This window comes from Lentzea nigeriaca (assembly GCF_016907955.1).
GTDB lineage: Bacteria > Actinomycetota > Actinomycetes > Mycobacteriales > Pseudonocardiaceae > Lentzea > Lentzea nigeriaca.
The window spans coordinates 616,747-638,118 of record NZ_JAFBCX010000003.1; the positions used below are offsets into that span (position 1 = coordinate 616,747).

The following is a 21,372-nucleotide window of genomic DNA, read 5'->3' on the forward strand; positions in this document are numbered from 1 at the left end:
GATGTGATCCGTTTCGCCGTTTTCGCACTGGTCCTGCTGCTCGGTGCCTGCTCTGCGAAGGCAGATCCGGAGGAGACCGCCACGCTGGAGGAACTGGAGGCCGCCTCCGGTCCTGCCGCCGGACCCACGCCGGTGCTGCCGGGAGACATCGCGAAGCTGCGGGTCGAGCAGTCGGCCGAGGTCGGCCCCGTCGTCGCCGATCGCGACCACTACACGCTGTACTTCCACGAGAAGGACGGCACCAACCCGTCGTCGTCGACGTGCCTCGAGGCCGAGTGCACGCTGGTCTGGGTGCCGTTGCTGGCCGCAGGCGGCAAGGTGGAGGCGCCCGAGCTCGACGCGAAGCTGGTCGGCACGTTCAAGCGCCCCGACGGCCTCGAGCAGGTCACCATCGGCGGTCATCCCGTCTACCGCTATGTCGACGACGAGCAGGCTGGCGACACGACGGGGCACGGGGTCGACGGCCGGTTCGCCATCGCGCCGAACGGGGCCAAGGCGGCCCGCTAGCGACCGAGGCCGGCGTCGCGGGCGCGGATGATCGCGGCCGCGCGGTCGGCCACCTGGAGTTTGGCGAAGATCGCCGAGACGTTGTTGGCCACGGTCTTCGCCGCCACGCCCAGCTTCGCCGCGATGGCGCCGTTGGACAGGCCGGCGGCGAGCAGGTCGAGGATCTGCCGTTCGCGTGCGGTGAGCTCGGGGAACGGAACGTCCGGTGTGGACGATCCGGTCAGGAAGCCGAGCACGCGCTGGGCGACGGCCGGGCCGAAGATCGCCTCGCCGGCCGCGACCGCGCGGATCGCCCTGGCGATCTCGTCCTGTTCGGCGCCCTTCACCAGGTAGCCGCGGGCGCCCGCGCGCATGGCCGCGAAGACCGAGTCGTCGTCGGAGAACATCGTGAGCACCAGGACCGCGACGCCCGGTGCGGCGCGGGCGATCTCCTTGGTCGCGGCGATGCCGTCGAGGTCGGGCATCTGCAGGTCGAGCACCGCGACGTCGGGGCGGGTGGTGACGACCTCGCGGACCGCCTCGCGTCCCGTCGCGGCGACACCGGCCACGACGAAGCCGTCCAACGAGGTGAGCAACGCGCTCATGCCCTCGCGGACGATGGGGTGGTCATCGGCGATCACGACGCGGATGTCGGTCACGGCACCTCCACCGGCAAGCGCACGCGCACCCGTCCTCCTTCGGCCGTCGGTCCGGCCTCGAACCCACCGCCCAGTTCGGCGGCCCTCTCGCGCATGGCCAGTATCCCGACGCCCGGACTCCACGGACCGTTGGGCGGTCCGTCGTCGGTGACCTCCACTTCCAGCTCTTCGGCACACCGCAGCCGCACCACCACCGAGGACGCGCGAGAGTGGCGGACCACGTTGGTCAGCGCTTCGATCGCGATGCGGTAGGCGGCGACCTCGACCGCGGCGGACAACGAAGGAACCGTCTCGGGAACGTCCAGCCGCAGCTGCAGCGGTGAGCGGACCAGGTGTTCGGCGCGTTGCCGCAGGGCGCCGAGCAGGCCGAGCTCGTCCAGTGCGGGCGGACGCAGGTCCTCCACGAGCCTGCGCACGTCGGCGATCGCGGTACGCACGTCCGCGCTGACGCCCATGATCAGGCTGCGGGTGCGTTCGGGGTCGCCGGCCAGCAGGTTCGTGGCGGCATCCGCGCTCAGCGCCACGCCGGTCAGCGTCGGGCCCAGACCGTCGTGCAGATCGCGGCGGAGGCGGCGGCGTTCTTCTTCGCGTGCGGTGACGAGGCGTTCTCGTGATGCCTGCAGCTGCGACGACAACAACGTCGCATGCACGGCTACGGCCAGAGGAGCTGCCACCAGGCTCAAGACGTTGCGATCGGCCGTACCGAGCGAACTCTCGCCGGTGCGCACGCCCACGTGCAGTTCACCGACCACCGCGCCGTCGTACTCCAACGGCACCACGACCACGTTCTCGGGCCGTGTGCCGTCACTGGCCAACGAGACATCACCGGCCATCAGCGCCACGTGCGGCACCCGCAACGCGACCCGCACGGCGGACACGACACCGTCCAACCCGGAACCCGCCAGATGCTCCCCGACACGCGAGACCACCCGCGCCGGATCGCCGCGATCGCCGTAGAGCGCGCGGTCGACGAGCCGTTGCAGACGAGGCAACACCGGCGCCACGAGCAGCGCGACCACGACGGTGGCGACGACCGACCGGCCGAGCTGCGCGGACACGAACCGGTCCAGCACCGCGACCAGCACACCGTAGAAGACCAGCACCACAGCGGACAGCAGCAGCCACGCCAGCACCCGCGACACCACGAGCCGGATGTCGAGCAGCTGGTGCCGCACGATCGCGATGGTCACCGCGATCGGGATCAACGGAATGGCGAGCAACACGAACACCGGCGTGCCCGCGACGAACGACCACGGCACCACGAACACCGCCGCCACCGAAGCCGCGAGCAACAACCACAGCACCGAGTCCTCGCCCCGCCGGTACCGCACCGCGAGCGCGACGATCCCGGACAGCAACGCGCCCAGCGTCCGCAACTCCGACACGATCCACAGTGGACCGAGCGAGGCGAACCCAGGCAGGGTCAGGTAACCGGGGTTCGCCGGATCCGCCGCCACCTCGATCACGAACAACGGCGCCGTCACCACGATCGCGACCGCCACCGGCCGCCAGCGCCGTGACGGCAGCCGCCCGTCCGGGAAGAGCACGAGCGCCATCGGCAGGAACAGCCCGATCGACCACGGCCACGCGTACGCCGCGATCGTGGCGATCAGCCGGTCGGCCATGAACGGCGCACCGAGCGCGGTGGTGCCGTGCCCGAGGCCGTCGGCGAGGAACAGCCAGCCGATCGGGTTACGCGGCCGGTGCCAGGCGAGGATCGCGCCGCAGATCGCGAACGTCAGCGCCATCGCGGAGTTGGTGACGACGAACGCGTCCAGCGCGTGCTGCCACGTCCAGCCCAGCCGCCACACGATCACGACGGCGGCGCCGGTCCCGGCCACCACCAGTGCGCCGAGACCGGACGCGAGCACGCGACCGAGGGTCATGCCGGTAAGTGTGGGGCGCCGGGCGCCTGCTGTCCCGGGAAGGTGTTCCCGGCAGGTCCGGGAAGCCTCCCGCCCACAGCGGACCACGCACCCCTGACCGAGGAACACTCCCGCACCGACAGTTGCCTCCAGCCAACCTGGAGGTGCCCATGTACCGCGCCGGCCTGCTCGTCCTCGGTCTGCTCTCCGTCGCAGACCTGCTGCTCCCGCTGCTCACCGACGGCGAAACCCCACCGATCGCCGTGGCCATCGCCGCCGCCGCCCTCGGCCTCGCGAGCCTGATCCTCGTGATCTCGGCCTGGCGAGGCGCCCGCAAGGCGGTCCTCCCGCTGATCCTCCTCCGCGCCCTCTCCGCGGCCGCCGCCCTGCCCGCGTTCTTCGAACCCGCAGTTCCCGCACCCGCGATCGCCGCGGCCGGCGTCGTCGTGCTGCTGACCGCCGTGGGCGCGACACTCGTGCTCAAGGGCCGCACGGCGGTGGCGCGATGAGATGGCTGCTCCCGATCGGCCCCGCGGCGATCGCGATCCTCCGGCTGATCCTCCCGTACGACACGACCGACGACCCGGCAACGGTCCTGCAGAAGGTCGCCGCGGCACCCGACGCGCAGAACTGGGTGGTCTGGCTGGGTTTCGTCGGGATGCTGACTCTGGCGCCGGCGGTGCTCTGGATCGCGAACGTCACCCGCGAGCACGCGCCGAAGCTCACGACGGCGGCCGTCGTCCTGCTCGTCCCCGCCTATCTGTCGATCGGCCTGCTCGTCGCGGAGGACGCCGCGGCGCTCAACGGCGACACGATCACGCACCCCGTTCTCACCTCCGCCACCGCGGTTTTCGTGGCGGGCCACGTGATCGGCACGGTGCTGCTGGGCGCCGCGATGTGGCAGGCGGGCCTCCCCCGCTGGGCGGCGGTGGCAACGGCGGTCTCCCAGCCGTTGCACTTCGTAGCCGCGGTCATCATCACCAGTCACGAGCTCGACTTCGCGGCATGGGGCCTGAACGCCGCCGGGTTCGCGGCACTGGCGATCACCGCGCGACAACGCGTCCACGTCTGACCGGTATGTCGCCGGCTGTCCTGACGGGCAGCCGGTTTGTCGCGTTCGCCGCAACTCGACCGATCCGTTGTACCGGAATCCGGGAAACCGGTTTCGCGCGGAACCGGTTTCGGCTAGACATTGTGAGAGCGCTCCCACAGACGCTGCCGCCGCACGAGCCCTCTCGGAGACCACATGGATCGCGACGACGTGCCCTACCTCGACGCCACGCTGCCCACCGCGATGCGGGTCGCCGACCTCCTCGGCCGCATGACGCTGCCGGAGAAGATCGGGCAGATGATGCAGCTGGACTCGAGGGAGGACCTCGACGACCACGTGTTGCGCAAGCACGTCGGCTCGATCCTGCACACCTCGCCGGAGCGGGTGCTGCGCGCGCACGACCTCACGGCGCGGACGCGGCTCCAGGTGCCGCTGCTGATCGCCGAGGACTGCATCCACGGTCATTCGTTCCACGAGGGCGCCACGATCTTCCCGACCCAGCTCGGCATGGCGGCGACGTGGGACCCGAGTCTCGTCGAGCAGGTCGCACGGGTCACCGCGGTCGAGGCCGCGGCGACGGGTGTGCACTGGACGTTCTCGCCGGTGCTCTGCATCGCGCGGGACCTGCGCTGGGGCCGCGTCGACGAGACGTTCGGCGAGGACCCTGTGCTGATCGGTGAGCTCGCGGCGGCGATGGTGCGCGGCTACCAGGGCGACGGCCTCACCGACGAGACGGCGATCCTCGCCACCGCCAAGCACTTCGCCGGGTACTCGGAGACGCAGGGCGGCCGGGACGCCAGCGAGGCCGACCTGTCGCGGCGCAAGCTGCGGTCGTGGTTCCTGCCGCCGTTCGAGCGGGTCGCGAAGGAGGGCTGCGCGACGTTCATGCTCGGCTACCAGACGACCGACGGCGTGCCGATCACGGTGAACTCGTGGCTGCTGGACGAGGTGCTGCGCGGCGAGTGGGGCTACCAGGGCACGTTGATCACCGACTGGGACAACGTGGGTCGCATGGTCTGGGAGCAGAAGCTGCAGCCCGACTACGCGCACGCCGCCGCGGCGGCGGTGAAGGCGGGCAACGACATGATCATGACGACGCCGCAGTTCTTCGAGGGCGCGCTGCAGGCCGTCGAGGAGGGTCTGCTCGACGAGAAGGACCTCGACCAGGCGGTCAGCCGGATCCTGACGCTCAAGTTCGATCTGGGCCTGTTCGAGAACCCGCGCAGGCCCGACCTCGGACGCCAGCAGGTCGTGATCGGCCACGAGGACCACGTGGCGCTGAACCTCCAGGTGGCGCGGCGTTCACTGGTGCTGCTGCGCAACGAGGGCGTGCTGCCGCTCGGCAAGGGCAAGATCGCGGTCGTCGGTCCTCTCGCGGACGACGCGCAGACCCAGCTCGGCGACTGGGCGGGCTCGTCCGGCCAGGCCGACTGGCTGCCCGACGGCCAGCCGCGCGACATGATCACGACGGTGCTGGACGGCCTGCGCGAGCTCTCCTCGCAGGAGGTCACGTACGCGCGCGGCGCGGACATCCTGACGCTCGAACCGGACCCCGAGGGCGAGACGTTCCCGGACGGCCAGCCGCGGCCGCGCATCGTCCAGCCGTGCCCGCCGGACGCCGCGCTGATCGCCGAAGCCGTTGCGACCGCGGAAGCGGCGGACTACGTGGTGGCCGTCGTCGGCGACCGCATCGAACTCGTCGGTGAGGGCCGGTCCACCGCCACGCTCGACCTGATCGGCGGCCAGATCGCGCTGCTGGACGCGCTCGCGGAGACCGGCAAGCCGATGATCGTCGTGCTGCTCGCCTCGAAGCCGCTGGTGCTGCCGGAGTCGGCCCGCAACGCCGCCGCGCTGCTGTGGGTCGCGAACCCCGGCATGCGGGGCGGTCGTGCGATCGCCGAGCTGCTGCACGGCCTGATCGAGCCGAGCGGCCGCCTGCCGATCTCGTTCGCGGCGCACGCGGGGCAGCAGCCGACGTACTACAACCAGATCCGCGGCCAGCACGGCTCCCGCTACGCCGACCTCACGCAGGAGCCGGCGTTCGCGTTCGGCGAGGGCCTGTCGTACACGACCGTCGAGTACGGCGACCTGCACGTGGAGACGGCAGTGCTGCGGCCGGACGAGACCGTGCGGGCCTCGATCACGCTGGCCAACACCGGTTCCCGGCCCGCCCGCGAGACCGTGCAGGTCTACGTGAGCGACGCCGTCACGTCGGTCAGCTGGGCCGACAAGGAGCTCAAGACGTTCAAGCAGGTCGACCTGGAACCCGGCGAGTCGGCGAAGGTCTCCCTGGAGCTGCCGGTGTCGGCCTGCACGATCGTCGACCAGCACGGCCGCCGCGTGGTCGAGCCCGGCGAGTTCGTCCTCCTGGTGGGTCCGAGCTCGAAGGACCTCCGCCGGGCGGAGTTCACCGTAAAGCCTCAGTTCTGAAGGAAGCAGGGGTGATCGTGAGGTAGCGGGGAGGGGTCTCCACCGCCTTCGTGATCGCCTTCTTCACCGCGGGGACCAGGTCCGCGTCGACCAGCGCGACAGCGGGCCTGCCCGGCGGGTCGACCAGCATGCTCGCACCGCGCGCGCCGGCGGCCAGCGCGGCACGGACCACCGCGTCCTGCACGGGATCCGGATCCTGGGTCTGGTGGTACGCGGTCAAAGCCGCCCCGAGATCCTCACCGTCCCACACGTACGGCCGCTCCACCTGCGGTTCCATCCTCCGCACCCGCGTGTCAACCACCAGAAAACGATGAAGGGAACCTTCATCCTTGTGAGGTGGATGAACGTTCCCTTCATCGCAAGCGGTGGGGGGCCGTGCGAGGTCGCGGAGCGCCAGGGTCACGGCTGTGCGTAGCGCTTCGCCGGCGGACAGGCCGCTGCCCTGGGGCAGGTCGACGCTGCACATCAGGGTGGCGCCGCCGGGGAAGGCGGCCAGCGGGGCTGCCCAGGCTGGGACGTCGTCGGAAGGCAGCACAGCGCGTTCGGTCGGCCGGTTCACCGACACCAGTTCGAGCTTGCCGTCGTCTCGCCGGTCCCCCGCCACGATCGCACCCCACTTGGCGTGCACCTTCACGGCGCCACCGAGCAGGTTCAGCACGCCCGGCGCGTACCAGACGCCCTCGGCGGGGCGGCCGAACGTGCGCCGGAACGCGTGCGGCACCAGCCTGAGCTCCGGCGCGATCTCCGGCCGATCCGCGATGTCGGTCATGACTTCCGGGCCAGCAGCCGGTAGGCGTTGCCCCGGTCGCTGCGGTGGGCGAGGAACCGGTTCACGGTCTGGTCCAGCGCCATCGCGACGAAGAACGCCGGAATTCCCAGCGACCACACCAGGAAGCTGCGGGTCCTGCGCAGCCGCACCCGTTCCGGACGCCAGGGAGCCGGTGTGCGGGGCGCGATGTTGCCGAGGAACAGCAGCAACGCCAGCGTGAAGTCGTTGCACAGGTGGGCTTTCGAGCGTTCCTTGGCCACTGTGGTCAGTCCGCGGTCGGCGAGCGCGTGTTCCAGGTTGTCGATCGGCATCATGTGCTGGTGCTGCGGCTGGAACCACGGCATCCAGTACTGCCCGAACAACCGCCCGAGCCGCCACTCCGGGTCCGGCAGCTCGATCAGCAGGTAACCGCCCTCTGGCAGCACGTCCGCGGCGATGTCGAGCTCCTCCCACGGATCGCGCACGTGCTCCAGGTAGTGGTGCATGCTGATCACGTCGTAACGGCCCTTGAGCTCGCCCGCGAACTCCTTGAAGCTGCCCCGGTAGGCGTGCTCGATCCGGCCCAGCCGCGCCGCGTCCTCGATGGCCGCGCCCTGGTCCAGCCCGTCGAACACGGTCTGCGGCAGCACTTCCTTGGCGCCCAGGCAGAAGTGCGCGTGCCCGGACCCGACGTCGAGCCACCGCTCCGGCTTCGTGAACGGCTCGACCATGCGCGCCCGGCCGTAGTACGGATCGGTCTTGCCGGAGAACACCGCCTCCGCCGAGGTTTCGCCGAGGCCGTCGTAGAAGTCGCGGTAGTAGAAGCCCAGGCCCTCTTCCGAAAGCCGCGGGTTCTGCCAAACGTGTCCACATCGGACACAGCGGTCCATCGTGAACCTGCCGGGCTTGCGCTGCACCAGGTCCGTTGCCGTCACCCAGCGGCGCAGGTCGGTGCTGCCACACGACGGGCAGTTGTCGCGCCGGGCCTCGTGGAAGTTCTTGTCCCGGTTCTGCTCGTACCAGGGCGTGGCCTGCCTGAGGTGTTCGGCCTGGCGCTTCTCGGCCGTGGACTTCTTGCCACCGGCCGTCTTCACCCACAGGTACGGGGTGCGCAGGACCCGCGGCACCCACAGGTCGCGGGGCCGCAACGGCGTTCCGGCGAACACCAGGATCGGGTGCGCCCAGTACGCGGCCACCGCGACGAGCCCCCACGGCCACGCCGTGACCAGAGCCGCGACGACCGCCGCGTACCCGATGACCGAGCCCGCGATCCACAGCGACGGCCGCTTCCCGAGCTGCCGCAACGTCGCCGCGCGGTAGCCGAGGTCGTACGGCCCGGCCTTCAGCCCCGGTGCCACCGCGATGTCGACCTGTGCCCGCACGTGGTCCTTGACCCTGCGCACGTACGCGACGAACTCGGTCGGGTCGTCCGTGTTGATCTTCTCGACGTACGGCTCGCGCACCAGGACGGCCTGCGAGGCGCTGATCCCGCGGGCCCACTGGTCGGTGCGGTACTCGGCCGGGTCGACCGACCCGAGCAGGTCGATCGCGGCCACCGTCGGCAGGTCGGGCGGCACGAGGTCGACCAGGTCCGCGTCGGTTTCCCACGAGCCCTCGGGACGCACACCGGTCGCGGTGAGGAGCGAATGCCCACCCGCGCCCTTGGCGAGCACTCGCAGCTTGGACGCGCGGGAACGCAGGCGCAGCACGTCCAGCAGGACGACGAGCACCACCAACACGCTGAGGATCACCCGGCCACCACCTTCTCCAGTCGGTCGGCCGCGGCCGCTGCGCCGCCTGCCGCCAAGAACGACTCGCGCACCAGCTCCGCGGCGGCCGCGTACTCCGGCTCGTCCAGCACGGATTCCAGTGCACTGCGAATATCCGCGGCGCGTGCCCGCGAGTAGGTCAGCCGCACGCCCGCGCCCGCTGCGACGACCTGGCCGGCAACAGTCGGCTGGTCGTCCCGGATCGGGGCCACGACCAGCGGCAATCCATGCGCCAACGCCTCGCAGACCGTGTTGTGGCCGCCGTGGCTGACGACCGCGTCGAGGTGCGGCATCAACGCGAGTTGCGGCACGGACGGGAGCATGAGGACGTTCGGGGATGCTGGGCGCGGCTCGGCGACCATGATCACCTGGAGGTCGAGATCCGCCACCGCGTCCAGGGTCTGGCCGAGGAAACGCTCGCCCGCCGGGCCGTTCAACGTCCCCAGCGACACGAGAACCCGGCGCTGTCCGGTGAGTCGTCGCCACGGGAAGTCAACCCGTTCCACCCGGTGCGTGAGCGCGGGCCCGACGAAGGCCACTTCCTCGCCGAACTCCTGCCCCACCAGCGCCGCCGAGCTGTAGACCAGCACCAGCAGATCGGAGAACCTGATGTCCCCACCCGCGAAGTCGTGCAGCAGGTCCCGCACCCACGCGTCGACCTTCGGCATCGTCCTCAGTGGATTGACCAGCTCGGCCGTGGTCGACGCCGAGGTCACCCACGGCAGACCGGCGTGCCGCGCCACCAGCGGCCCGGCGAGCGCCTGCTGATCAGCGATGATCACGTCCGGCGCGAACAACCTGACCGCGTCCGAGACTCCCGGCACCATCGAGTGCCCGAGCGGGAGGAGGAACTCCTCCCAGAAGAACTTCAGCACGGCCATTCCGCGCAACGCGAGCCACCGCTCCCGCTTGGCCCGGATATCCGCCTCCAGCACGTCGTCGATCGCGGGAAAGACGACCGCGTTGTCCGGCAGCAACGGCCGGAGAGTGCCCGGATGCCCGACCCACGCGACGTCGTGCCCACGCGCCAGCAGCTCGCCGCCGACGGACGCGGTCGGGTTGACGTGGCCGGTCAGCGGCGGCACCACGAACAGGAACCGGCTCATGACGGCAACCAGTCCAGCAGCACGTCGAGCAGCTCGGCCGTGGCTTCGCGCAACACCGTGTGCCCCAGCCCGGACACGATGTGCAGGCGGCACGACGGGATCCGCTCCCGCAGTTCCGCGGCCGCGCCGATCAGCTCGGACTCGGCACCGAACACGCCGAGCACCGGGCACTGCACCTGGGTCAGGTCGAGTTTCGCGCCGGAGCCGAGGTCGTCGATCAACGTCGTCCCGTTGAGCAACGCGTCGGCGTTCACGGCGAGCCGCGCGATCTTGCGTTGACCGAGGGCCATCAACTGGTCCTGCGTCCGGTCGAACTCCAGGCCCAGCGCGGCGACCGTCAGCGTGTTGGTGATGTCCTCGAACCACGCGTCGCCGACCACTCCCCCGCACGCCGACTCGACGAGCACGACGCCGGCAACCCGTTCGGGGGACTGGACGGCCGCGTGCATCGCGACCACCCCGCCGTAACTGTTGCCCAGCAGGAAAACCGGTTCGGTCACGCCGATCTCGTCCAGCACGGCGACGAGGTCGAGCGCGCTCTCCTCCGGCGTGTAACCGGAGGGCGGACGTTCGGACAGACCGTGTCCGCGCAGGTCGAACAGCACCGTACCGAACCCGGCCTTGGCGAGCGGCGCGGCCAGCGTGTAGTAGAAGCTCGACAGGTTGTCCATCACCAGGCCGTGCACGAACACCACGGTCGGCGCGTCCTCTGGCCCGAGCCGTTGCACGTGGAAGCGCAGCCCTCGGGCGTGAACGTCAGACACGAGCCGTGATGTGGTCGACGAGACGGCCGACGGACATCGCCATGATCTCGTCGATGTCCATGTCCGCCAGGAACGCCACCAGGTCGACGCCGTAGTGGGCGTTGAGCTTGTCCGCCAGTGCGACGAACTCGATCGACTCCAGGCCGAGGTCGTCGCTGAACGTGGTGTCCCTGGTGATCTCCACGCCCAGCAGGAAGTCAGGCCCGACCACCTCGGTGATCATCTTGGCGACCTGCTGCAGCACCTCGTCCATCACTTCTCCGTTCGCACGCGCGCGGCGGCTTTGCCTTGTTCTGAAACGACTTCGAGCTGCGGCACGGAGAACGCACCGCGCACCCGCAGTTCCGGTGTCACCGTCAGTTCCGCCGGATAGATCGGCCCGGCACCGCGGTCCCACAGCCACGCCCGGACGGCGTCCTTCACCGCGATCACGCGCAGCAGCCAGGCCCGTTGGGCCGGCACGTCCAGCCCGCCGTAGTGCTGTCTCTCCGCGGAGTTCAGGTAGCGGCGCATGATCAGGTCGCGGGTCGCGCTGTCGGACCAGTTCTCCTCGACCCGCAGCCATTCACCGTCCCTTGTGGACAGCATCTCGGTGCCGGGGCGGAGTTTGACCTGCCAGATCCGGTCGTCCGTGGTGAACCGGCGGGTCGTCCAGCCGGTGATCCGGCACCACAGCTCACCGTTCACGGTCAGCTCGGCGTCGGCGACCATCTCCTGGGCGGTCACCGAACGGATCCAGGCCGTGCACTGGACATCGCCCACGGGCACCGGTCCGTGGAACGACACCTGTTCGATGCCGGTCGGCAGGACCGTCTGGTCGACGGTGTGCGTGACCTGCATCCAGTGCCCGATCAGCTGCCCCGCGCTGTCGAGCAGCGCTCCTGGCGCGGGCAACGGCGTCAGCACACCGGCGATCCCGTTGTCCGCCAGGCAGTCGATCTTCGTCACGCCCGCGAACGCCGGTCCGTGGAACATCCAGTTGTCCCGGTACAGCTCCTCGGCGGTGACCGGTGCCTCACGAACGCCTTGCAGGTTCGTGCCGACCGGTTGCGCGGCCACCGGTGCCATCAGCACGACGCCCTCGGCGTAGTCGCCGACCTTCACGACGACGCGGTTCGGGCCCTCCGCGCGGGCGGAGATCTTCACGGTCGTCGCCGGCAGCGCCGTCAGCCAGCGCTTGGCTCTGACCTGCGTGAACCCGTGGACGGTGCCGCCGGTGAGCCTGCGGGCGGCGTCGGCGAACACCTCCAGCAGCCCGGTCGCGGGCACGATCGGGAAGCCGTCCGCGAGGTCGGGCCAGCCGGGTGGCTGCGGGAACACCGAGTGGTCCACGAGCTCGGGCATGGTGCGCAACGAGAACTCGCGGGTGAACCCGGCCTCGTTCGGTCTGAGCGCGCCGACGACCTCGCGCGCCACGGCGTTGGTGTGGGCGAGCAACGCGTTGACGGCCGCGGACATCGGGCTGTCGTCGGCCACCAGCACGGGTTCGGTGCCGAGCGGGTCGACCTTGATCTTCGGGGTGCCGAGCCGCAGCTTGACCTTGTGCGAGGTGCCGCGCTTGAGCCCGAACGCCCACAGCGCTTCCGGTGCGATGTCGGCGTTCACCGCGAGGTGCGGCCGGTCGGACAGCGTGTCGGTGACGAACCCGGCGACACTGCCCTGTCCGATTTGGACGAACGCGCGGAAGCCGGCCTCGTGCAGGCGCTCCAGCAGCGGCCGGAACCGCACGGGCTCGACGAGGTGACGCAGCACCAGATCGCGAACCTCGTCGACGGCCATGGGTTCCAGGGAGTTCGCCGACCACACCGGGATGTCCGACGCGCGGACCGGCAGCTGGTCGAGCATCTCCTTGGCGCGACCGAGATGCGGGGTGAGCGCCGGGGTGTGGAAGCCGGTGCGGAACGGCATGAGCTGGGCCATCACGCCGTTGGCCTTGAGGCGTTCCAGGACGAGTTCGAGCTGGTCGATCGGGCCGCAGATGACCGACTGGTGCGGGCAGTTGTCGTGGCTGATCGTGACACCGTCGATCAGGTGCTGCTCGGCCACGTCGGCCGAACAACCCAGTGCGGCGTAGGCGATGTCGACGACGGCGACCGCGCCGGGCCCGAGGGCGTCGACGAACTCGTCGACCGTCGGGTAGATCCCGCCGACGACCATCGCCGTCCACTCGCCCATGCTGTGCCCGGCGAGCGCGCCGGGCGTGATGCCGAGCGCCATCAGTTCGCGGGCCTCACGCCGTCCGTCCCGCAGCAGCCCCACGGCGTGGTCGACGACCTCGCCGCTGAACTCGCGCTCGAAGCCCGGGAACACGAACGCGACCTGGTCGGTGCTGGTCAGCAGCGGTTCGTGGGCGAACCAGATGTCGTGTCTGCCCGGCCACGCCTTGCCCTGGGCGATCACGCGTTCGGCGAGCTTGAGCTTGCGTTCGTCCGGGTTGCCGATGGCGAGTCGGAACGCGCGGTCGGCGTTCGACGTGCGGCGTTCCCGCAGCGCCCTGGCCAGTTCTTCCGCGGTGTCCGCGGCGAACGTCACGACCGGCTTGCGCGGCTTGGCGACGGTGTGGCCGTCGAGCACGGCGTGGGCGTTGATCCCGCCGAACCCGAACGCGTTCACGACCGCCCGGTGCGGCCCGCTCCACTCGCGGGCTTCCTGGATCGGCGTGAACCTGGTTCCCCGCAACGCGCTGTGCGGCTTCTCGACGTGCAATGTCGGTGGCAACGTGTTGTGGTGCAACGCCAGCGCGGCCTTGATCAGCCCGGCCATGCCCGCCGCCGGCATCGCGTGGCCGATCATCGACTTCACCGTGCCGATGCCGATCTCGTCGCCCTGCTCACCGAACGCGTTGATCATCGTCTGCAGTTCGGCGGCGTCACCGGCGGGCGTCGCGGTGCCGTGGGCCTCGATCAGGCCGAGCCCGTCGACGCGAGGGTCGAGCCCGGCGTTGGCCCAAGCCCGTTGCACGGCAAGCAACTGGCCCTCGGGGTTCGGCGTCATCATGCTGGTCGCGCGGCCGTCGCTCGCGGTGCCGATGCCGCGGATCACCGCGTAGACGCGCTCGTCGCCGACGTCCTCCAGCCGCTTCAGCACGACCATGCCGACGCCTTCGGACAGCAGCGTTCCGTCCGCGCTCGCGTCGAACGGCCGGATGCGCTCGCTCGGGCTCAACGCCCTGAGCTGGGTGAAGACGCTCCACAGCGTCGGGTGGTGGCACACGTGCACGGCCCCGGCGAGCATGGCGTCCGCGCGGCCCTCCTGGAGCTCGCGGACGGCGTGCTCGACGGCGACCAGCCCGGACGCGCAGGCCGCGTCGACCGTGTAGGCGGTGCCCTTGAGGTCGAACCGGTTGGCGATCCGCGACGCCGCGAGGTTCGGCACGAGCCCGATCGACGACTCCGGCTGCTCCGGCCCGAGCTTCTCCCTGATCGCCTGGCGGACCGCGGTCAGGTCCGAGCCGACGAGGTTCGGGAAGAGGTCGCGGACGACCGACACGACCTCGTCGGCGAGCCGCACCCGTTGGTCGAGGCGGGCGCAGCCGGGCGTGAGATAACCGCCGCGGCCGACGACGACACCGACCCGGTTCCGGTCAGGCAGCGCCGACTCGCCGCCCGCGTCCGCGATCGCCTCGGCGGCCGTGGCGAGGGCGAGCAGCTGGTCGGGCTCCGCACCGTCCACAGTGGACGGCATGATGCCGAACCTGGTCGGGTCGAACTCCGCCAGGTCGTCGACGAACCCGCCCTTGCGGCAGTAGAACCGGTCGCCGGTCGTGCTGCCCTGGTCGTAGTAGGTGGCCGGGTCCCAGCGTCCTGCCGGGATCTGGCCGATGGCGTCGACGCCGGTGACGATGTTGCGCCAGAACGTCGTGGCATCGGGGGCACCGGGGAAGACGGCGCCGATCCCGACGATCGCTATGCCTCCCATCGGTAGACCACCTGGACGTCCGAGCCGCTGGCGATCTCGTTGAGCAGCGCGTCCACACCCTGCTCCGGGTCGATCAACGGGATGCCGCGGCGCGCGTACTCACCGGCGAGCCCGACGGCCATGCCCGCACCGGCCCAGGGTCCCCAGTCGACGGCGACGACCCGGCGTTGCACGCCCCAGAACCTGGCCATCCGGTCGAGGGCGTCGTTCGCGGCCGAGTAGTCGGCCTGGCCGCGGTTGCCGAACACACCGCTGACGCTGCCGAACAGGACGAGGAAGCCGTCCTGGAACGCCTTGGCGCCGTTGACCTTCGTGGCCCAGACCCGGTCGAACGACTCCTGGGTCTTGTCCGCGATCAGCTTGTCGTCGAGCACGCCGGCGCCGTGGATGACGCCGTCGAGCCTGCCGAACCGGGCCTTGATGTCGTCGACGACCTTGGCCACGGCCTGAGCGTCGGTGACGTCGCACTCGTGGTAACGGACGCTGGACGCCTTGGCGCGCAACCGTTCCATGGTCCGGCGGACCTCGCGTTCGGCGAGGACCTTGCGTGCTTTCGCCGGTACGTCCTCGGTTTCGCCCAGTTCGAACAGCGCCTTGACGAGCTCGGGCTCGGTCGTGGCGTGGGTGAGTCGATGGTCTTCCGGGGTGATGGGCGTGCGGCCGATCAGCTCGACGTGGCAGCCGGTGCGCTCGGCGAGCGCGGTCGCGGCCAGCGCGGTGATGCCGCGGGCGCCGCCGGTCAGCAGCACCACGCTGTCGGCGTCGAGGTCGAGGGCCGCGGTGCCGAGTTCCGCCGGCACCGCCTCGATGACCTGGCGCCTGCCCGCGTGGTAGCCGACGACGGCCGGGCCGGGGCCGATCTCGGTGAGCAGCGCGGTGGCGATGTCGCGATGGCTTTCCTTGGTGTTGACGTCGACCGCGCGCACCACGAGGTCGGGGTACTCGAGAGCGGCCGTGCGGATCAGGCCGTGCAGGCCGATGTCCGCGGGCAGCTCGTCCGGGGTGTGGTCGAAGCCGAACGTGCCACCGCCCGTGGTGACCACGAGGAGGCTCACCCCGTTGGTGACGCAGGCTTTGACCTCGCTGAACGCCTCCGGGAGCCGTCCGCCGAGCCGGACGACGACGTCGATGCCGGTCAGGTCGTCCGGGAACGTCGGCTCGATGCGCGGGCGGGCGGTGTGGCGTTCGAGGAGATCGGCGAGTTCGAGGCCGATGCCGTTGTCGTCGACGATCAGGACGGTCTTGCCAGCGAGGTCCGCGGGTTCGGCGGGCTCGCACGGCACGACCTGGGGAACGAGCCGGACGAGCCGGCCCGTCGTTGGCGCGTCTGCAAGTACTACCGCCTTCGAGTTGGTGGTACTTGCAGACGCCACTTGCCCAACGCCGAACCAGCCGACGATCCCGTCGATGGTCTTCAGCGCAGCCAGCTCGTCCACCGAGCCGGTCGCACCCAACTCCTGCGCGAGCTCGCCGACGATCTCCGCCCGCTTGATGGAGTCGATCGACAGGTCGGCTTCCAGGTCCAGCCCCGGCTGCAGCATCTCCACCGGATAGCCCGTGCGTGTGCTGATCGTCCGCAGCACGACCGCCCGGACGTCCTTGCCCGCCGGCGCGGGCGCTGGTGCGGCACCGAACCAGCCGACGATGCCGTCGATCGTCTTGAGCTGCGCGAGTTCGTCGATCGAACCGGGTGCGCCGAGGCTCTGGGCCAGCTCGCCGACGATCTCGGTGCGCTTGATGGAGTCGATCGAGAGGTCGGCTTCCAGGTCCAGACCCGGCTGCAGCATCTCCACCGGATAGCCGGTGCGGGCGCTGATCGTCCGCAGCACCACGGTGGCGACGTCCTCCTGCCGCGGTTCGGCCTGTGGTTCGGGTGCTTTCACGTGCTCGACGACCGGCAGCGGCGCCGGAGCCACCGGCGCGTTGCCGAGGTAGCTCAGCAGGACGTCGCGCTGGGCGCTGACCGCGTCCCGCATGCCGTCCAGGAACTTCTCGACGATCTCGTCACGCCCCGGCCCCGAGCCGATCCTGCCCGAAATGATGTCGACAGTCGGGAACTCCGTGGCGGGCCGCAGCCCGCCGGGCAGTGCGTCGCCGTTCGCGTCCCGCACGAGACCTCCATCCACGTACCAGCCGGGTCGTTGCGGCACGGCCGTCGCCGGCTCTGCCCTGTCCTCGAACAGCGGTGCGGCGTCGACCTCGACACCGGCGACCGCGAGTTCCGCGAGCGTGCGCAGGAACGTCTCGTGGTCGTCGCAGCGCAACGCCTGGTGCGGCCGGTCGCCGAGGGTCTTGCCCACCAACGACGTCAGCACGCCGCCCGGCCCTGCCTCGACGAAGATCCGCGCGCCCGCCGCGTACATCGACTCGATCTGGTCGACGAACCGCACCCGGCCCGCGAGCTGCGCGGACAGTCCTTCGCGTACGTCGGTGTGGGGTGCGGCGGTGACGTTGGACCAGACCGGGAAAGCCGTCTCACCAATGGACATGGCCGCGAGACGAGCCGCGAACCTGTCGCGGGCACCGGCCATCAGCGGGCTGTGGAACGCGGCGGCGACCGGGATGGTCTTCACGCTCAGGCCGGCGTCGCGGAGGACCTCGACGGCGTTCCCGACGGCGCTGGTAGGCCCGGAGATCACGACCTGGTCGGGCGCGTTGTGGTTGGCCACCACGACATCCGCCGGCAGCAGCGCCTCGACGTCGGCCAGCGGCGCGGACACCGCGGCCATCGTGCCGGGGTCCTCGCCGACCGCGTCCAGCATCGCCTCGGCACGGGCGGCGCTCAGCGCGAGCAGGTCAGCGGGCTCGAAGACACCCGCGGCCGCCAGCGCCACCAGTTCGCCGTAGCTGTGGCCACCGGCCAGATCCGGCCGCACACCAACGGAGTCCAGCAGCGAGGTGACCATCAGGCCCGCGATGCCGAGCGTCGGCTGGGCCATCCGCGTGTCGGTGATCTCGGCGCGCTGTTTTGCGACGTCCTCGGCCGTCAGTGCGGTCGGCGGGTACATCACCCGCTCGTACCGTGCGTCCACGAACTCCTGCAGCCGCGGGAAGGCCGTCACGAGGTCGAGCAGCATGCCCGGCCGCTGGCTGCCCTGTCCTGGATAGAGGAACGCGATCTTCGGCCGCTCTCCCCCGCGCAACCGCACGACGTCCGATGCGCGCCACACCTCGACGTCCGCGAGCGCCTTCCGCAGGCTCTCGTGGTCACTGACGACGAACGCGGCCTGGATCGTCCCGACGCCACAGGCCGCGGCCAGCGAGCGCAGCGGTGTGCGTTCGTCGACCAAGGCCCTCAGCCGGGCCGCTTCCCGTTGTGCGGCAGCCTGATCGTCACCGCGGATCAGGAACAGCTCGGCGGGCCAGGCGGTCAGGCCGTGGCGGGGCTCGTCGGCACCGGCGTATCCGGCGACGACGGTGTGGAAGTTGGTGCCACCGAAGCCGAACGCGCTCACGCCCGCGACGCGCTGCTCGACCGGTGCGGCCCAGGTGCGGTGGCCGAACGCGAACGGGCTCGTCCGCGCGTCCCAGAAGGCGTTGGGCTGCTTGACGTGCAACGTTCCGGGCCGCAGCCCGGTGTGCACGGCCAGCGCCGCCTTGATCACGCCCGCGAGGCCCGCCGCGCACTTCGTGTGCCCGATCTGCGACTTGACCGAGCCGATCGTGCAGGTGCCGGGCTCGACGCCGGAGAACATCTCGGTCAGCGACGCCAGCTCGGTCCGGTCGCCCACCACGGTTCCGGTGCCGTGCGCCTCGACCAGGCCGACGGACGTGACCGGCAGTCCCGCCGAGGCATAGGCCCGGCGCAGCGCGCGTTGCTGGCCTTCCGGACGCGGCGCGGTGAGGCCCAGCGACCGGCCGTCGCTCGACGCGCCGATGCCCTTGATCACCGCGTAGACCCGGTCGCCGTCCCGTTCGGCGTCGGCGAGCCGCTTCAGCACGACACACGCCACGCCCTCGCCGAGCGCGATGCCGTCCGCGGCGGAGTCGAACGTGGCGCAACGTCCTTTCGCGGACAACGCCTTCACCGAGGCGAACATCTGGTAGTCGTGCGCGCTGTTGTGCAGGTCGACCGCACCGCACAACACCATGTCGCTGGTGCCGCCGACGAGTTCCTTGCACGCCACGTCGAGCGCGGCGAGGCTGGACGCACAGGCGGCGTCGACCGTGTAGTTCGCGCCGCCGAGGTCGAGCCTGTTCGCCACGCGGCCGGAGATCACGTTGCCCAGCACGCCGGGGAACGAGTCTTCGGTGAGTGCGGGCAGGTGGTCGTCGAGGCCGCGGATTCCCAGGGCGGGCAACGCGGAGCGGACGGTGTAGGCGTTCGCGAGGTCGGCACCGGCCTCGGCGCCGAAGATCACCGAAGCACGCTCGCGGTCGAACACCCGCGTGGCGTACCCGGCGTCCTTCAGCGCGCGGGCCGACACTTCCAGCGCCAGCAGCTGCGCGGGTTCGATCGAGGTCAGCGACGCGGGCGGGATGCCGTACGCGAGCGGGTCGAACGCCGTGCGCGGGATGAACCCGCCCCACTTGAACGGGCTGTCGTAGCGTTCGGGCGACCAGCGGTCCGGCGGGATCTCGGTGACGGAGTCGGTGCCCTTGAGGATGTTCGCCCAGAACTCGGCCACGTCCCGCGCGCCCGGCATGATCGCGGCCATGCCGACGATGGCGATGTCCAGCGGTTCCCGCTCGACGACGTCCTCGCCGGACTCCGGCAGCACGCCGGAGACGATGTCCTCGTGCAGCCGGGCGATCGTGGTGCGCTCGGACCGCAGCGTCGCGACCTGACCGATCATGAACATGCCTTCGCGGCGCTGTTCGTCCTCGCCGACCTCCTTGAGGCCGCCGTCGGCACGCACGAGACCCCGGCTCGCGAGCCGGAGCCTTCCCAGGTTGAGCTGTTCGAGCTGCTCCCAGCTCTCCTGCTTCGGCAGGCCGGCGAGCTCTGCCCTCTTCTGCTCGAAGGTGTCCACATAGGACGTCTGCGCGCAACGGACCGCGTGGCCAGGCGAGGTCTCCAGCAGTGCCGTGTCCTCGCACTCCAGGGCGACCTGCTGGAACACCGGCTGGATCGCGCCGTGCGTGACGGCTTCCTCGGTGAACAGGTACGCCGTGCCGACCAGAACGCCGATCGCCGCACCGCGTGCCGCGAGTGGCGCGGTCAGCGCGGAGATCATCGCGGCCGACCGCGCGTCGTGGATGCCGCCCGCGAAGAGCGCCGTGACGTCCTTCTCGCGGCCGCGCAGCACGTCGATCTGCTGCTGCCACAACGTGAAGCTGGTTCGAGGGCCCGTGTGACCGCCACACTCCGAGCCCTCGAAGACGAACTTGCGCGCGCCCTCGTCGAGGAAGCGGCGCAGCAACGCCGGTGACGGCACGTGCAGGAACGCCTCGATCCCGGCGTCCTCCAGCTCGCGCGCCTGCGCGGGCGTGCCACCGGCGACGATCGCGTACTTCGGCCGCACCGCCAGCACGGCCTCCAGCTGCCGCGCCCGCAGCTCCGGCGGCGCGAACCCGAGCAGTCCGACGCCCCACGGCCGGTCGCCGAGCTTCTCGGCGGTGTCGTCGAGGAGTTCGCGGACCGCCTGGCCCTCCGTCAACGCGAGCGCGAGGAACGGCAGCGCACCACCCTCGGCGACGGCCGCGGCGAACGCGGGCTGGTCGCTGACGCGCGTCATCGGCCCCTGCGCGATCGGGTAGCGCAGGCCCGGCACACGCTCGCAGAACGGCCCCCCGACGCGGATCGAACGATGCTCGCCCGCCAGCGCGACATTGTCGCGAATGGCCCGCCGAATCGCGCCGACGACGCCGCCGACGGTCCCGAACGAGACTCGATTGAATTCCGCGAACGCGCCTTCCTGGCCAATTTCGAGCGTGTTCTGACGAACATGCACGCGTACGCCGTCGTTCACGACGGTGTCGGCCCCGTCCATCGCGCGGACGACGTTCACAATTTCACCGGAAATGTGTTTTCGCGCCTCCGCGACCAGTGTGAGCTGGCCTTCCAGCACGACCCCGCGCGCCCCGCCCGCGACCGCCGCCGCGGCCGTGTCGGGCCCGATCGACCCGGCCAGCCAGACCGGCAGATCGGTCAGCGCGAGCACCTGCTGGAGCAACACGAACGCGGGCGAGCCACCCACCCGGCCGCCCGCCTCGGCACCCTTGGCGATCAGTCCGGTGGCCCCGAACGCGATCGCTTCGACGGCCTCTGCGACCGAGGTGATCACGGCGAGCACGCGGCGTTCACCCAGCTCAGCCAGGTTCGGCGCATGCCGTGTCAGATCATTTTGGCGGAGATCGACTACGACAGCGTCAACAGCGTCCGGCAACGGCACGGCGAGTGGCCCGTGCAGCCGCACCGCGAACGAGCCGGTGTGCCGCTTGACGACGCGTTCCAGATCACGGGCAGCACGCGGCCCGAGATCGAGCACGCCCAGTCCACCCGCTCGTTCAGCCGCGACCACGAGGGCCGGGTTCGGGGTGCCGAAGGGACTCAGGCACAGCACCCGTTCTCGATCCGACAGCATGTCCACTGCGCTCGCTTCCTCACCGTGCAGGGGTGGGGAGAAAGGAATT

13 protein-coding genes are annotated in these 21,372 nt (G+C 70.7%); 4 read left to right on the plus strand and 9 right to left on the minus strand.

What is annotated here, in order from left to right; genetic code table 11:
• Positions 1-3: 3 nt before the first annotated feature.
• Positions 4-507: a COG4315 family predicted lipoprotein gene (locus tag JOD27_RS46600; protein WP_204762604.1), complete on the plus strand. Its 504-nt coding sequence runs from the start codon at positions 4-6 to the stop codon at positions 505-507.
• On the opposite strand, the gene JOD27_RS13900 is transcribed toward JOD27_RS46600, so the two are convergent.
• Both JOD27_RS13900 and JOD27_RS13905 read right to left on the minus strand, forming a co-directional pair.
• Complete coding sequence (locus JOD27_RS13900; protein ID WP_189256887.1) at positions 504-1,145, minus strand: response regulator transcription factor; 642 nt, start codon at positions 1,143-1,145, stop codon at positions 504-506. The two genes, JOD27_RS46600 and JOD27_RS13900, sit on opposite strands and share 4 nt — an antisense overlap.
• Positions 1,142-3,031 carry a sensor histidine kinase gene (locus JOD27_RS13905; RefSeq protein WP_204762605.1) on the minus strand — a complete coding sequence of 630 codons (1,890 nt, stop codon included), beginning with the start codon at positions 3,029-3,031 and terminating at the stop codon, positions 1,142-1,144. The genes JOD27_RS13900 and JOD27_RS13905 overlap by 4 nt, the downstream gene beginning before the upstream one ends.
• 149 nt (positions 3,032-3,180) lie before the next feature.
• Between JOD27_RS13905 and JOD27_RS13910 the strand changes: the two genes are divergently transcribed.
• The 3 genes from JOD27_RS13910 (at position 3,181) to JOD27_RS13920 (ending at position 6,491) form a co-directional block, all read left to right on the plus strand.
• Positions 3,181-3,519, plus strand: coding sequence for a hypothetical protein (locus JOD27_RS13910; RefSeq protein WP_204762606.1), 339 nt, complete (start codon positions 3,181-3,183; stop codon positions 3,517-3,519).
• Complete coding sequence (locus JOD27_RS13915; protein WP_204762607.1) at positions 3,516-4,082, plus strand: hypothetical protein; 567 nt, start codon at positions 3,516-3,518, stop codon at positions 4,080-4,082. The genes JOD27_RS13910 and JOD27_RS13915 overlap by 4 nt, the downstream gene beginning before the upstream one ends.
• Before the next feature lie 174 nt (positions 4,083-4,256).
• Entirely contained in the window at positions 4,257-6,491 is a 2,235-nt protein-coding gene (locus JOD27_RS13920; RefSeq protein WP_204762608.1) for an exo-beta-d-1,3/1,6-glucosidase, read from the plus strand.
• Here JOD27_RS13920 and JOD27_RS13925 read toward each other — a convergent pair.
• The 7 genes from JOD27_RS13925 to JOD27_RS13955 are packed head-to-tail and all read right to left on the minus strand — an operon-like array spanning position 6,469 to position 21,323.
• Positions 6,469-7,260 carry a hypothetical protein gene (locus tag JOD27_RS13925; protein WP_204762609.1) on the minus strand — a complete coding sequence of 264 codons (792 nt, stop codon included), beginning with the start codon at positions 7,258-7,260 and terminating at the stop codon, positions 6,469-6,471. The genes JOD27_RS13920 and JOD27_RS13925 overlap by 23 nt on opposite strands.
• Positions 7,257-8,990, minus strand: a complete 1,734-nt coding sequence (locus JOD27_RS46605) for a methyltransferase domain-containing protein (RefSeq protein WP_204762610.1) — start codon at positions 8,988-8,990, stop codon at positions 7,257-7,259. The genes JOD27_RS13925 and JOD27_RS46605 overlap by 4 nt, the downstream gene beginning before the upstream one ends.
• Positions 8,987-10,114, minus strand: a complete 1,128-nt coding sequence (locus JOD27_RS13935; RefSeq protein ID WP_204762611.1) for a glycosyltransferase — start codon at positions 10,112-10,114, stop codon at positions 8,987-8,989. Before JOD27_RS13935 ends, JOD27_RS46605 begins: the two co-directional genes overlap by 4 nt.
• Entirely contained in the window at positions 10,111-10,878 is a 768-nt protein-coding gene (locus JOD27_RS13940) for an alpha/beta fold hydrolase (RefSeq protein WP_204762612.1), read from the minus strand. The genes JOD27_RS13935 and JOD27_RS13940 overlap by 4 nt, the downstream gene beginning before the upstream one ends.
• The gene (locus JOD27_RS13945; protein WP_189256896.1) at positions 10,871-11,131 is read right to left on the minus strand and encodes an acyl carrier protein; all 261 of its coding nucleotides are present in this window, start codon (positions 11,129-11,131) and stop codon (positions 10,871-10,873) included. The genes JOD27_RS13940 and JOD27_RS13945 overlap by 8 nt, the downstream gene beginning before the upstream one ends.
• A complete protein-coding gene (locus JOD27_RS13950; RefSeq protein WP_204762613.1) occupies positions 11,131-14,796 on the minus strand; it encodes a beta-ketoacyl synthase N-terminal-like domain-containing protein in 3,666 nt (1,221 codons plus the stop codon). The genes JOD27_RS13945 and JOD27_RS13950 overlap by 1 nt, the downstream gene beginning before the upstream one ends.
• A complete protein-coding gene (locus JOD27_RS13955) occupies positions 14,784-21,323 on the minus strand; it encodes a type I polyketide synthase (protein ID WP_204762614.1) in 6,540 nt (2,179 codons plus the stop codon). The genes JOD27_RS13950 and JOD27_RS13955 overlap by 13 nt, the downstream gene beginning before the upstream one ends.
• Between the last annotated feature and the right edge of the window lie 49 nt (positions 21,324-21,372).

Bases quoted from the DNA above. Each gene is read 5' to 3' on its own strand.
- JOD27_RS13935 (WP_204762611.1), bottom strand. From the start codon at position 10,114: ATGAGCCGGTTCCTGTTCGTGGTGCCGCCGCTGACCGGCCACGTCAAC.
- JOD27_RS13910 (WP_204762606.1), top strand. From the start codon at position 3,181: ATGTACCGCGCCGGCCTGCTCGTCCTCGGTCTGCTCTCCGTCGCAGAC.
- JOD27_RS13945 (WP_189256896.1), bottom strand. From the start codon at position 11,131: ATGGACGAGGTGCTGCAGCAGGTCGCCAAGATGATCACCGAGGTGGTC.
- JOD27_RS13905 (WP_204762605.1), bottom strand. From the start codon at position 3,031: ATGACCCTCGGTCGCGTGCTCGCGTCCGGTCTCGGCGCACTGGTGGTG.
- JOD27_RS13915 (WP_204762607.1), top strand. From the start codon at position 3,516: ATGAGATGGCTGCTCCCGATCGGCCCCGCGGCGATCGCGATCCTCCGG.
- JOD27_RS13955 (WP_204762614.1), bottom strand. From the start codon at position 21,323: ATGCTGTCGGATCGAGAACGGGTGCTGTGCCTGAGTCCCTTCGGCACC.
- JOD27_RS13950 (WP_204762613.1), bottom strand. From the start codon at position 14,796: ATGGGAGGCATAGCGATCGTCGGGATCGGCGCCGTCTTCCCCGGTGCC.
- JOD27_RS13920 (WP_204762608.1), top strand. From the start codon at position 4,257: ATGGATCGCGACGACGTGCCCTACCTCGACGCCACGCTGCCCACCGCG.
- JOD27_RS13925 (WP_204762609.1), bottom strand. From the start codon at position 7,260: ATGACCGACATCGCGGATCGGCCGGAGATCGCGCCGGAGCTCAGGCTG.